General features: G+C 48.8%; 11 protein-coding genes. 7 read left to right on the top strand and 4 right to left on the bottom strand.

Annotated elements, in window-relative coordinates; all coding sequences use genetic code 11:
* Positions 1 to 6: 6 nt before the first annotated feature.
* The 3 genes from kdsA (at position 7) to ACN0UN_RS02600 (ending at position 3,978) form a co-directional block, all read left to right on the top strand.
* Positions 7 to 855: a 3-deoxy-8-phosphooctulonate synthase gene (kdsA, locus tag ACN0UN_RS02610; protein ID WP_417658647.1), complete on the top strand. Its 849-nt coding sequence runs from the start codon at positions 7 to 9 to the stop codon at positions 853 to 855.
* A gap of 120 nt (positions 856 to 975) precedes the next feature.
* Positions 976 to 1,608 carry a TetR/AcrR family transcriptional regulator gene (locus tag ACN0UN_RS02605; protein WP_417658591.1) on the top strand — a complete coding sequence of 211 codons (633 nt, stop codon included), beginning with the start codon at positions 976 to 978 and terminating at the stop codon, positions 1,606 to 1,608.
* Between the two features lie 63 nt (positions 1,609 to 1,671).
* A complete protein-coding gene (locus ACN0UN_RS02600; protein ID WP_417658590.1) occupies positions 1,672 to 3,978 on the top strand; it encodes an acyl-CoA dehydrogenase in 2,307 nt (768 codons plus the stop codon).
* A 61-nt stretch (positions 3,979 to 4,039) separates the two neighbouring features.
* Here the strand turns inward: ACN0UN_RS02600 and ettA are convergent, their stop codons facing one another.
* Complete coding sequence (gene ettA, locus ACN0UN_RS02595; protein ID WP_417658589.1) at positions 4,040 to 5,707, bottom strand: energy-dependent translational throttle protein EttA; 1,668 nt, start codon at positions 5,705 to 5,707, stop codon at positions 4,040 to 4,042.
* 163 nt (positions 5,708 to 5,870) lie between these two features.
* Between ettA and glyA the strand changes: the two genes are divergently transcribed.
* From glyA to ribBA, 4 genes are read left to right on the top strand one after another with little or no spacing between them, the layout of a single operon-like run.
* Positions 5,871 to 7,127 (top strand): serine hydroxymethyltransferase, encoded by a 1,257-nt coding sequence (gene glyA / locus ACN0UN_RS02590; RefSeq protein WP_417658588.1) that lies wholly within the window; start codon positions 5,871 to 5,873, stop codon positions 7,125 to 7,127.
* A 20-nt stretch (positions 7,128 to 7,147) separates the two neighbouring features.
* A complete protein-coding gene (gene nrdR / locus ACN0UN_RS02585) occupies positions 7,148 to 7,597 on the top strand; it encodes a transcriptional regulator NrdR (RefSeq protein WP_128351030.1) in 450 nt (149 codons plus the stop codon).
* Positions 7,590 to 8,705, top strand: a complete 1,116-nt coding sequence (ribD, locus tag ACN0UN_RS02580; protein WP_417658587.1) for a bifunctional diaminohydroxyphosphoribosylaminopyrimidine deaminase/5-amino-6-(5-phosphoribosylamino)uracil reductase RibD — start codon at positions 7,590 to 7,592, stop codon at positions 8,703 to 8,705. The genes nrdR and ribD overlap by 8 nt, the downstream gene beginning before the upstream one ends.
* Complete coding sequence (gene ribBA, locus ACN0UN_RS02575) at positions 8,702 to 9,829, top strand: bifunctional 3,4-dihydroxy-2-butanone-4-phosphate synthase/GTP cyclohydrolase II (protein ID WP_417658586.1); 1,128 nt, start codon at positions 8,702 to 8,704, stop codon at positions 9,827 to 9,829. The genes ribD and ribBA overlap by 4 nt, the downstream gene beginning before the upstream one ends.
* On the opposite strand, the gene ACN0UN_RS02570 is transcribed toward ribBA, so the two are convergent.
* Genes ACN0UN_RS02570 through ACN0UN_RS02560 form a run of 3 tightly spaced genes read right to left on the bottom strand, consistent with a single transcriptional unit; the run spans position 9,826 to position 12,621 of the window.
* A complete protein-coding gene (locus ACN0UN_RS02570) occupies positions 9,826 to 10,701 on the bottom strand; it encodes a ketopantoate reductase family protein (protein ID WP_417658585.1) in 876 nt (291 codons plus the stop codon). The two genes, ribBA and ACN0UN_RS02570, sit on opposite strands and share 4 nt — an antisense overlap.
* A 1-nt stretch (position 10,702) precedes the next feature.
* Positions 10,703 to 12,040 carry an AmpG family muropeptide MFS transporter gene (locus tag ACN0UN_RS02565; protein ID WP_417658584.1) on the bottom strand — a complete coding sequence of 446 codons (1,338 nt, stop codon included), beginning with the start codon at positions 12,038 to 12,040 and terminating at the stop codon, positions 10,703 to 10,705.
* Positions 12,037 to 12,621 (bottom strand): peptidylprolyl isomerase, encoded by a 585-nt coding sequence (locus tag ACN0UN_RS02560; RefSeq protein ID WP_417658583.1) that lies wholly within the window; start codon positions 12,619 to 12,621, stop codon positions 12,037 to 12,039. Before ACN0UN_RS02560 ends, ACN0UN_RS02565 begins: the two co-directional genes overlap by 4 nt.
* Positions 12,622 to 12,623: the final 2 nt, after the last annotated feature.

The raw sequence follows: 12,623 nt of genomic DNA, 5'->3' as shown, positions 1-12,623 counted from the left end.
AACGTGATTAATACGCAAGTGATTAAGGTAGGCGATGTGCAAGTGGGTAACCACTTGCCGTTTGTTTTGTTTGGCGGTATGAATGTGCTGGAGTCGCGTGACTTAGCCATGCGTATTGCTGAGCACTATGTTGAAGTTACCACCCGTTTGGGCATTCCATATGTGTTCAAAGCAAGCTTTGACAAAGCAAACCGGTCGTCCATTCATTCGTATCGCGGACCTGGTCTGGATAAAGGTTTAGAAATTTTTTCCGAGATAAAGCGCACCTTTAATGTGCCAGTGATCACTGATGTACACGAGCCGTATCAAGCGAAGCCGGTTGCGGAAGTTGCTGATATTATTCAGTTACCCGCATTTTTGGCGCGCCAAACCGATTTGGTTGTGGCGATGGCAGAAACCGGTGCCGTGATTAACGTAAAAAAACCACAGTTTTTAGCACCGCACGAAATGCGCCATATCATCAAGAAATTTGGTGAAGCGGGGAACCACAAGGTTATTTTGTGTGAGCGCGGCAGTTGTTTTGGTTACAACAATTTAGTGGTTGATATGCTGGGTATGGACGACATGAAGCACATGGCGCCAGTGATATTTGATGCAACCCATGCATTGCAACGGCCGGGTGGCCGCGCAGACTCGGCTGATGGCCGTCGTGCGCAAGCTGCAGTATTAGCGCGCTCAGGCATGGCGTTGGGTTTAGCTGGACTATTCATTGAAGCGCATCCAGACCCGGAACAAGCGAAATGTGATGGCCCCTGCGCATTGCCACTGAATAAGTTAGAAGCTTATTTGCAGCAGATGAAAGCTGTTGATGAGATGGTTAAAGCCTTTCCAGAATTAGATACCAGTTCAATTTAAGGCGCTCAGCGAGCGCCTTTTTCTTTGCTTGCGCTTCCGTATCACATGCTTTAAATTAAAACGCATGTTTAAAATGCACGTTCTAAACGTGTGCGTGCGTGAAAAGTGAGCGTGATTGGTATGTCAAAACGAATTACCACCAAAGATAAAATATTGAATGCGGCAGAGGCTTTGTTTGCGGAGCATGGCTTTGAGCAAACCTCGTTGCGTCAAATAACTGCTGATGCAGAAGTAAACCTAGCTTCTGTTAATTATCATTTTGGTTCCAAAAAAGCGCTGATACAAGCCGTTATGGCCCGTTATCTTGAGGTGCTCATGCCAGCACTCAATAAAGAACTCGATGGCCTGTCGCAAAAAACGCAAATTACCACGCGTGATGTTTTTGATTGTTTTCGTAATCCATTGAATGAATTACGCCATGTGCGTAAGCATGGGCCAACGATATTTCTAAGTTTACTTGGCTTTGCGTATGCAGACATTCAGGGGCATTTGCGTCGCTACACCATGGACCATTTTGGCGATGTGATGCAGAACTTACTCGCGGCCTTGCATGTGGCCAATCCGAACCTTAGTCCGGTGGATATGTTTTGGCGGTTGCACTTTGTATTGGGCGCGACCGTTTTCGCTCAGGTTTCCGGGCCAGCTTTACGTGAAATAGCGGCGGCAGACTTCGGTGAAGCCATTGCAGCGGACCAGATGATTGATAGGTTAATTCCATTCTTGGCGGGTGGCGTGGATGCGCCATCGCGATAATCGACTATGCTTGTAGCAGTGTCATTTTTTGCACGTTGTACCCAGTAACAAAGGTGTTGTGAAATGGAAATTATTATTCTTTTAGTGGTTGTGGTAGTGCTGTTGTTTGCGGTTCCAGATATCCGCCGCAGTTTGATTACACGTCCGGCATTTGCGTTTTTTAAACGCGTTTTACCGCCATTATCACCAACCGAACGTGAAGCCATGCAAGCCGGAGATACCTGGTGGGATGCTGACTTATTCAGTGGCCGTCCCAATTGGCACGAATTTCATCAAACCAAGGCACCTCAGTTCACCGAAGATGAGCAAAAGTTTATTGATAACCAGCTAGAAACCTTGCTGGGTATGTTGGATGACTTCAAAATTGTTCAACAAGATACCGATTTGCCGAAAAAAGTATGGGACTACATTCGCAAAGAGAAGTTTTTTGCGATGATTATTGGCAAAGAGTTTGGCGGCCTGGATTTTTCACCGGCGGCGAATTCCCATATCGTTTCACGCATTGCAACGCGCTCAATCAGCGTTGCGGTGTCAGTCATGGTTCCCAATTCTTTGGGGCCGGGCGAGTTACTCACGCACTACGGCACCAAAGAACAAAAAGATTATTGGTTGCCACGGTTGGCCGATGGTACAGACATTCCATGTTTTGCTTTAACGGGGCCTGAAGCGGGTTCTGATGCTGGCGCAATTCCTGATACTGGCGTGGTGTGTAAAGGTGAGTTTGAAGGCAAAGAAGTATTAGGCCTGCGATTAAACTGGAGCAAGCGTTATATTACATTAGCTCCGGTAGCGACCGTATTAGGTTTGGCGTTTAAAATGTACGATCCAGACGGGTTGTTGGGTGATCAAAAAGACATCGGCATTACCTGTGCATTGATTCCCACCAGCCACGAAGGTGTTGAAACCGGCGAACGCCATTTGCCGTTAGGGCAAGCGTTCATGAACGGTACCACGTACGGTAAAGACGTATTTATTCCACTTGACTGGATTATTGGTGGGCAAGACTATGCCGGTAAAGGCTGGCGGATGTTAATGGAATGCCTATCAGCAGGTCGTGGTATTAGCTTACCTGCGTTAGCAACCGCAACCGGCCACGTTACCGAGCGCATGACAGGTGCTTATGCGTATGTACGCCAGCAGTTTGGTTTGCCAATTGGTAAGTTTGAAGGCGTTCAAGCAGCAATGGGTAAGATTGGTGGTACGAACTATATTCTTGAGTCCATGCGTCGCCTTACCGTTACCGCATTGTGCGAAGGCAAAAGCCCATCGGTAATCACGGCCATGACCAAGTACCACATGACAGAAATGGGGCGCCAGGTAATGGAAGCTGCCATGGACGTTCATGCGGGTAAGGGCATTCAGCTGGGGCCGCGCAATTACCTGGGGCATGGTTACATGGCTACCCCAGTATCAATTACGGTGGAAGGCGCCAATATTCTAACCCGTAACCTGATGATTTTCGGGCAAGGCGCAACACGCTGTCACCCCTATGTGTTGGCGGAAATGGAAGCAGCGGCGAATCCGGACGAAGAGCGTGGCTTGCATGACTTTGACGGGCTGCTGTTGAAACACATAGGCTTTGCAGCCAGTAACTTCTTTGGCAGCTTATTCATGGGCCTTACGGGTGCGCGCTTTAATTCGAGCCCAATGAGCGGACCGACTGCGCGTTATTATCAACAATTAACCCGCATGAGCCGTGCCTTAGCCATGACCGCCGATATGGCGATGCTGGTGATGGGCGGTGACTTGAAGCGCCGCGAAATGCTGTCAGCGCGTTTGGGTGATGTGCTGAGTCATTTATATATGGCGTCTGCGGTACTGAAACGTTATGAAGATGACGGCCGTCAAACCGGTGACTTACCATTTATTCAGTATGCTCTGGAACATCATTTGTACGAAATTGGCGAAGCGTTCAAAGGTTTTTTTGCGAACTTCTCCAATCGCTTTGTGGCTTGGACATTGCGCCTTGCGATTTTCCCGTTGGGCATTCATTTCCACAAACCAAGTGACGACAACCTGCAAGCGATTGCGGAAAGTATGATGGAGCCGGGTTTAACGCGTGATCGCCATACTTTCTTGTGCTTCTGGAAAGATGATCCAAAAGACATGACTGGTCACATGGAACTGGCGTTTTTGGCAATGAAAGAACACGCCGATATCTATAAGCGTATTCGAAAAGCTGTGAAACGCGGTGATATTGCCGAAGACTTAAGCGGCGATGCGTTAGTCAAAGCAGCCCAAAAAGCTGAGGTGATCAACGCAGAAGAAGCCAAAGCCTTTAAGAAGACCGAGCAGCTGCGTATTGCTGCTATCGGGGTTGACCAATTTGCCCCTGGCGTTATTGAAAAGCGTAAGTTTTTCAAAGCGTAGGCAACACTGGGACAAATAAAAAGGGGCTGATTCAGCCCCTTTTTAGTGTTCACTTAAAGAATTAAACACCAATCGGCTTGTAACGTGTGCGATGCGGCTCCATCGCCTGTTCGCCATGAGTTTTCTTCATGTACTCTTCGTAGTCGGTGTAGTTACCTTCGTAGAAGTTAATCTGGCCTTCATCGCGGTAATCAAGAATATGTGTTGCCACCCTATCGAGGAACCAACGGTCGTGCGAGATAACCATGGCTGAGCCTGGAAACTCCAGTAGGGCTTCTTCAAGCGCGCGCAGCGTTTCAACGTCGAGGTCATTGGTCGGTTCATCGAGCAGTAACAAGTTACCACCGGCTTTCACCAGTTTAGCGAGATGCACACGGTTACGCTCACCACCAGATAGTTCACCAATGTGCTTCTGTTGATCGTTACCGCGGAAATTAAAACGGCCGACATAAGCGCGGCTGTTGATTTCGAAGTTGCCAATACGCAAGATATCTTGTCCATCAGAAACTTCTTGCCACACAGTCTTCTTGTCGTCCATGTCATCACGGAACTGATCAACACTGGCTAGCTGCACAGTATCACCGAGCTCAACGGTACCTGAGTCCGGTTGTTCTTTAGCGGTAATCATTCGGAACAATGTTGATTTACCGGCACCGTTCGGGCCGATAATACCGACGATAGCGCCCTTAGGCACACTAAAGGTTAAATCATCAATTAATACACGGCCGTCATAGGCCTTTTTCAAATGATTGACTTCCAGCACCTTGTCGCCGAGACGTGGGCCTGGTGGAATAAACAGCTCATTGGTTTCATTACGCTTCTGGTAATCGCCACTTTGTAGCTCTTCAAACCGAGCCATACGTGCTTTGCTTTTCGCTTGGCGGCCTTTGGGATTTTGACGAACCCATTCAAGCTCTTGCTTGATGCTGCGTTGCCGCGCATTTTCTTGCTTTTCTTCTTGCTCGAGACGCTTCTCTTTTTGTTCCAACCAAGACGAGTAATTGCCTTCCCATGGAATACCATAGCCGCGGTCAAGCTCAAGTATCCAGCCAGCAACATTATCAAGGAAGTAACGGTCGTGGGTAATGGCCACAACAGTACCTTCGTAGTCGTGTAAGAAGCGCTCTAACCAAGCAACAGATTCAGCATCCAAATGGTTGGTTGGCTCATCGAGTAACAACATGTCGGGCTTGCTCAATAGCAACCGACAGATAGCCACACGGCGACGCTCGCCACCTGAAAGAACCTTTATTTTGGCGTCCCAAGGCGGCAAACGTAGCGAATCGGCAGCACGCTCGAGCATATTCTCGATGTTATGACCGTCTTTGGCTTGAATAATCGCTTCGAGTTGACCTTGTTTTTTGGCTAAAGCATCAAAGTCAGCATCTTCTTCCGCATAGGCGGCATAAACCTGGTCAAGTTGGGCCAACGCATCCTTTACGTCAGCAACCGCTTCTTCAACGGTTTCCCGCACAGTTTTATCTTCATCTAACTGAGGTTCTTGTGGCAGATAACCAATCTCAATACCCGCTAGCGGGCGAGCTTCACCTTCGTATTCTTTATCCACGCCAGCCATAATGCGTAATAGCGTTGATTTACCGGCACCGTTTAAACCCAACACACCAATTTTTGCGCCTGGGAAAAACGACAACGAGATGTCTTTTAAAATAGTTTTCTTTGGCGGGACAACTTTGCTGACCCGCGACATAGAATAAATATATTGTGCCATAGCAGCATGCGTTCCTTTTTGAGGCGATATTTCTTAGCGATAATCTTCAGCGGCTATTTTAACCCTTAAGTTGGCGCTAACCCAAGTATATTGGTAAACTAGGCGCCATAAATTTCTCGTTCTTATACTGTCGCTCAGACAGCCCGTGAAGTTAGGAGCCCCGATGTTGAAACATGAGATGAATATTGCCGAATACGATGCAGAGTTATGGCAGGCAATGACTGGCGAAGTTCAGCGCCAAGAAGAGCACATTGAATTGATCGCTTCAGAGAACTACACCAGCCCACGCGTGCTAGAAGCACAAGGGTCTCAGCTGACCAATAAATATGCCGAAGGGTATCCGCATAAGCGCTATTACGGCGGTTGTGAGTACGTTGATGTGGTTGAAGATTTAGCCATTGAGCGCGCCAAGCAACTATTTGGTGCAAAATATGCCAACGTTCAGCCGCATGCTGGTTCACAGGCTAATTCAGCAGTATTTTTGGCGTTATTAAACGCCGGCGATACGGTACTGGGTATGAGTCTGGCGCATGGTGGCCACTTAACGCACGGTTCGCACGTGAATTTCTCAGGCAAATTGTACAACGCTGTGCAATATGGTCTGGACGAATCAACCGGTGAGATTGATTATGCTGAAGTTCGCAAATTGGCGTTGGAGCATAAACCGAAACTGATCGTTGCTGGTTTTTCTGCGTATTCAGGTGTGATTGACTGGTCGAAGTTTCGTGAAATTGCCGATGAAGTGGGTGCCTATTTATTAGTGGATATGGCCCACGTTGCTGGTTTGGTCGCTGCAGGCTTGTACCCGAACCCAGTTCCATTCGCGGATGTAGTAACCACCACAACGCACAAAACTTTGGCTGGCCCGCGCAGTGGTCTGATTTTGTCAGGCAAAGATGATCCAGATTTACATAAAAAATTAAATGGCGGTGTATTCCCTGGTAGCCAGGGCGGTCCGTTATGTCATGTGATTGCGGCGAAGGCTGTTGCCTTCAAAGAAGCCATGGAACCAGAGTTTAAAGCGTACCAGCAACAAGTGTTGGACAACGCCAATACCATGGTAAAAGTGATGCAGAAACGCGGTTACAAGATCGTGTCTGGTGGCACTAAAAATCATTTGTTCCTGGTTGATTTAATCGACAAAGATATCACCGGCAAAGATGCCGATGCAGCATTGGGGCAGGCGTTCATTACGGTGAACAAAAACTCAGTACCCAATGATCCACGTTCACCATTTGTAACTTCAGGTTTGCGCTTAGGCACACCGGCGATTACCCGCCGTGGTTTTAAGCAAGCCGAAGCAGAGCAAGTTGCGAATTGGATTTGTGATGTATTGGATAACATTACTGACGAAAGCGTCATTGCACGTGTTCGCGAGCAAGTGAAAGCGCTTTGTAAGCAGTTCCCTGTTTACAAGTAATTCAATCAAGGAAGCAGCGTATGCATTGTCCATTTTGTGGCACACAAGATACCAAAGTCATCGATTCGAGGCTTGTTGCTGACGGGGCCTCAGTGCGCCGTCGACGCGAGTGCGCTGAATGCAAAGAGCGTTTTACCACGTTCGAAACAGCCGAGTTGGTGATGCCGCGGGTGATCAAGTCTGACGGTACCCGTGAGCCATTTAATGAAGACAAGCTGCGCAACGGTTTGCTACGCGCTTTAGAAAAACGCCCAGTAAGTTTAGAGGCGATGGAGCAGGCGATTCAAAACGTAAAATCGGCGCTTCGAGCAACCGGTGAGCGTGAAATAACCAGCCAAGTTATCGGTGGTCTGGTTATGGAAAACTTGAAAGCAATTGATAAAGTTGCCTATATCCGGTTTGCTTCTGTGTACCGTGCGTTTGACGATATCCGTGAGTTCGGCGAGGAGATTGCGCGGCTCAATGACTAATACGATGGCATGTCACCAACGCTATATGTCACGCGCCCTTGAGCTTGCTGCTCAGGGGCGTTTTTCAACCGCACCAAACCCAATGGTTGGGTGTGTGCTGGTGCGTAACGACACAATTATCGGTGAAGGTTGGCATCAGCGTGCTGGTGAAGCACATGCCGAGGTTCACGCACTGCGCCAAGCTGGCTCAAAAGCGAAAGGCGCCACGGCCTACGTAACGTTAGAACCCTGCAGTCATTTTGGACGCACGCCGCCTTGTGCAGATGCGTTGATTGAAGCAGGTATCGCACGTGTGGTGATTGCCCTGAAAGATCCAAACCCACAGGTAAGTGGTGATGGTATTGAGCGCTTGAAGGCGCATGGCATTGAGGTGGTTGTTGGGGTTTTGGAGCAACAAGCTCGTGCGCTAAATTGTGGATTCGTTGCACGTATGCAGCGTAAACGTCCGTGGTTACGGGTGAAAATGGCAGCGTCGTTGGACGGTCGCACAGCACTTGCCAATGGTGAAAGCCAGTGGATAACCTGCCAAGAGGCGCGCCATGATGTCCACCGCTGGCGCGCGCAAAGTGGTGCAGTGTTGAGCAGTGCGCAAACTGTACTGGCTGATCAAGCCACACTCACAGCGCGGCACCCCGACGCACAGCTACAACCTGTACGTGTGATTATCGACTCGCAGGGGTTGTTAACTGGCAATGAGCCTTTATTTAAAGAACTATCGCCAATTATCTTGGTGCATGGGCCTGATACGGTATCACCACAAACATGGGCTGATCATGTGAGTGTGCTGGAAGTACCGCGTGCCGCCAACGGATTGTTAGACCTTGTTCAGCTGCTGCATGAGCTTGCAGCACGCGAAATCAATTCGGTGTGGACAGAATGCGGTTCGGGGCTTGCCGGTGGGTTACTCGAAGCAGAGCTCGTTGATGAACTCGTGGTGTATTTAGCACCTAAACTTTTGGGACATACTGGTCATGGGTTGCTGCAGTTACCCGCGTTTACGCACATGAGCCAAGTGCCCGAATTAAATTTTTCAGATGTACGTCAGGTAGCGGATGATCTACGCATTATTGCGGTTCCGCACCGGGTGAGAGGAGACTTAACGTCGTGACCCCATTAAACAGTGCTGCAGAAATTATTGAAGACATTCGTCAAGGGAAAATGGTTATTTTGATGGATGATGAAGACCGCGAAAATGAAGGCGATCTCATTTTGGCTGCAGAGTGTGTTACGCCCGCCGCGATTAATTTTATGGCACGTTATGGGCGCGGTTTGATTTGTTTGACGCTAACCGAAGACCGGTGTAAACAACTGCGACTGCCATTGATGGTTGATCAGAATAACGCCCCGTACGCGACGAATTTTACCGTTTCAATTGAGGCCGCAGAAGGCGTCACAACGGGTATTTCAGCCGCTGATCGTGCCCGTACTGTGCAAGCGGCGGTAGCCCGTGATGCTAAGCCTGCGGACTTAGTGATGCCAGGCCATATTTTCCCGCTAAAAGCGAAGCCGGGTGGGGTGCTCAACCGTGCTGGGCATACTGAAGCTGGTTGCGACCTTGCGCGCTTAGCAGGTTTTGAGCCGGCCGCCGTTATCGTCGAAATTCTTAATGAAGACGGCACCATGGCACGTCGCCCTGATTTAGAGGTGTTTGCGGCCGAGCATAATCTTAAAATTGGTACCATTGCCGATTTAATTGAATACCGCTCGATGAAAGAAAAAACTGTTGAGCGTAAGGCGCATTGCAAATTGCCGACAGCTTATGGCGAATTTGAACTGATTACCTATCAAGATACTATTGATGCCCAAGTGCATTACGCGTTGGTGCGTGGTGAAATTGACCCAGCGAAACCGGTTAATGTGCGCGTACATCTGCAAGACACCTTTAATGATTTATTTGCCACCGAGCGCGCCGCGAAACGCAGTTGGCCGCTAGGGCATGCGATGCAATATATTGGTGAAAACGATGGCGTGCTGGTGGTTATTGGCCGGCAACAAAATTCTGATGACATACTTGAACAGGTGATGAGTTTTGCGGCTGAAGATAGAGGTGAACGTAAGCCGACTGCAGCAGCATCTAATGCTTCGCGTAACGTGGGTATTGGTTCGCAGATTTTAGCTGACTTGGGTGTGCATCATATGCATTTGATGAGCTCGCCGAAGCGCTATTCAGCATTGTCGGGCTTCGGCCTTGAAGTGGTCGATTTTATTGAAGATGAGCAAGCCCGCGATTAAAACACGCTGATAGATTGCACTTGGCGCCAGAGCTTTTCGTTAGCTGGCGCCGCATGACCCGCCTCAGCGCTTTGGCGTGCAACAAAACCATTGAGGTAATCAATCTCAGTTTGGCGCTGTTGGCGCACATCCATCAGCATCGAAGAAAAGTTATTTGCGGTGTTTTTGATGACCTGATGTGCTTGCTCAACCAGTTTCTCAGGCACAAGTTGAATTCCCCGGTGCTGTGCTAACCAACAAATTTCTTCTGCAACAATCATTTGCTCGTGATGCAGGTGATGCTGTAACAGCTCGCCGTTACGGCAGTTATGAATGACAGTAAATGCATTGATCAGGCAATTAACCGCAAGTTTTTGCCAACGTCGCTGGTTAATCGCTGGGCTCCAGTTGAGTAGCGGTAACGCATTATTCAGCGCACTAAAGACTTCGGCGGGGCGACCACTTGATGCGTGTTCTACCTGCGCCCAGCCCAACCAGCTCTCACCGAAACCCGCATGCACCACCTCGTTGTTATGGCGATAAGCACCGTGGGTAGTCACCCAGTGCAACGCACGCTCCGGCATGATGGTGGATTCATTGTCGAGCATGCCATTGTAGCTAACAATCAAGGATGAGCCGTCAGGTAAAGGTGCTTGGCTGAGTTCCTGTAGCAGGGCTGCAACCTGGTAAGCCTTTACCGCGGCAAAAACTTGTGTGGGCTGCGTTAAGGGCAAGGTTGTGGTGCTAAATTCATAGTTGTGCGCGTTATAAATAATGGAGATGGGTGAATGGGTAGCCTGGCGCGGTTTAATTGCAACGTGTTCGCCGATACGGCGTAAATTAACCGCCATTAAACTGCCAATAGCACCTGTACCGATGACAACCCAATGCATGCTAATTCATCTCCCGATGGTAATTTTGTTCAAGCCGCAGCAGGGGCTTACGCATAATGATGAGGATAATGAGACTTGGCAAAACCATCAGCGCTGTCAAAATAAAGAACAATTGCCAATCACCGTCCAACCAATTCACCACGTAACCGCTGTAAGACGATAATAGCGTACGGCCAAGGTTACCGAGCGATGCAAATAGCGCATATTGTGTCGCGGTAAAAGCGCGATTACAAAGTAAGCTAATAAATGCGACAAAAGCGACCGTTGACCAGGCAGCCGTGAAGCCATCGATAATCACTGCCGCAAGTAATAAGTCCGTGTCAGGGCCAACACCTGCTATCCAAGCGAACATAAGATTGGATGAAGCCATGGCAATACCGCCAACCAACAAGCCACGAACAATGCCTAGCCGCAGGTTTACAAAGCTACCGATAATGGCAAATATAATCGTAACCCACCACGTTACCATTTTCGAATACACGGCAATGTCATCATTGGTGAAGCCCACTTCTTTATAGAACACAATCGACATGCGGCCCAGAAAGGCTTCGCCTAGCTTAAATAGAAATATAAAAGCAAGCATACCAAGTGCTAGTCGCCAGCCGCTGCGACGGAAAAATTCCGCGATTGGCTCTACCAATGTACTTCGCAACCAATCTAACCAATGGTTGAACTTAGGAATTTCTGGTCGGTACCGCGTAGACTTACTGGCGGCAAGAACAAACAGCATTTGTGCGGCAATAACAAAGCACAGTACGACATACGCGTCTTGCCACATCAAGGTGGTGCCGTCCACTAAAAAGAACGGAATAGCGCCGAAACCACTATAACCGGTCCACCAACCCGCGGTGGCCATAGCTGCACCCGCTGATTGTAAACGGGCCTCGTGTGGGCCGAAGGTTTCAATCCGGTACGCATCAATGGCGATATCTTGGGTTGCTGAAAAGATTGCAATGACCAATGCTGCGCAGGCAACCCACCATAAGTTTTCGATGATATCGAGTTGGGCTAAAGCCGCGGTGGCAACCAGGATACCGGCCAGACACAGCATCATCCAGGCGCGCCGCTGGCCGAGCCAGCGGTTTAGAACAGGAATTTGCACGCGATCAATTAATGGTGACCACAGGGCATTGATGGAGTAGGCCACAAAAACCACACCGAACAACCCAATAGCAGAGCGGTCAACGCCCATTTCTTGCAGCCAAGCTGAAAGCATGGAGCCAATCAGCACCCATGGAAATCCACTAATTATTCCAAAACCAAATATCACCCAGATACGCGGTTCGCGGTAAATCGCAAAGTCTTTATACCAAGGCTCGCCAGTTGCAGAATGACTCACTGTTGTGGCACAACTTCAATTTTTTTAAGTACAGGGGGCTGCTTAGGTACATTCTGCCAACCGGTTTGTTCGTGATAAATCTCAGTTTCCACGCTTGCCAGTTTTTCCATCACATCCTCGCCAGCAACAACCCAACCAAACACAGCGTAGCCCCAACCCTTGCTGGAAGGGTTCAGCGACTCATTGTCATTAAGATTAAAATAAAATTGCCGCGTTGCAGAATGTGGATCGGATTCGCGCGCCATGGCAATGGTGCCGTAATTGTTCAACATGCCGTTACCCGACTCGTTAAAAATAGGGTCGAACATGGTTTTAGCTTCAAACTCTTCGGTGTAGCCGCCACCTTGCACGACAAAGCCCGGAATAACACGATGAAATATCGTGTTGTTGTAGCTACCCGCCTGCACGTAGGTGAGAAAGTTATCGACGGTTATCGGTGCCTTGGCACGGTTCAGTTCAACTACAATATCGCCCTCGGTCGTGATAAACTTTACTTTAGGGAATAAATTGTCCGGTTGAATTTGTTGTGCAGCGCTCACGCCGCTTAGCAGTAAAGTAAGAGCAAAAACTAAATAACGCATAA

It is taken from the genome of Pseudidiomarina sp., assembly GCF_048267825.1.
Lineage (GTDB): Bacteria > Pseudomonadota > Gammaproteobacteria > Enterobacterales > Alteromonadaceae > Pseudidiomarina.
Note: the sequence above shows the minus strand (reverse complement) of the source record. Positions and strands in the feature narration are given on the sequence as shown.

What these genes read in the sequence shown, in the direction of transcription:
- ACN0UN_RS02570 (WP_417658585.1), bottom strand. Translation starts at nt 10,701, where the DNA reads ATGCATTGGGTTGTCATCGGTACAGGTGCTATTGGCAGTTTAATGGCG.
- ribD (WP_417658587.1), top strand. Translation starts at nt 7,590, where the DNA reads ATGACTAATACGATGGCATGTCACCAACGCTATATGTCACGCGCCCTT.
- ettA (WP_417658589.1), bottom strand. Translation starts at nt 5,707, where the DNA reads ATGGCACAATATATTTATTCTATGTCGCGGGTCAGCAAAGTTGTCCCG.
- glyA (WP_417658588.1), top strand. Translation starts at nt 5,871, where the DNA reads ATGTTGAAACATGAGATGAATATTGCCGAATACGATGCAGAGTTATGG.
- ACN0UN_RS02560 (WP_417658583.1), bottom strand. Translation starts at nt 12,621, where the DNA reads ATGCGTTATTTAGTTTTTGCTCTTACTTTACTGCTAAGCGGCGTGAGC.
- nrdR (WP_128351030.1), top strand. Translation starts at nt 7,148, where the DNA reads ATGCATTGTCCATTTTGTGGCACACAAGATACCAAAGTCATCGATTCG.
- ACN0UN_RS02600 (WP_417658590.1), top strand. Translation starts at nt 1,672, where the DNA reads ATGGAAATTATTATTCTTTTAGTGGTTGTGGTAGTGCTGTTGTTTGCG.
- ACN0UN_RS02605 (WP_417658591.1), top strand. Translation starts at nt 976, where the DNA reads ATGTCAAAACGAATTACCACCAAAGATAAAATATTGAATGCGGCAGAG.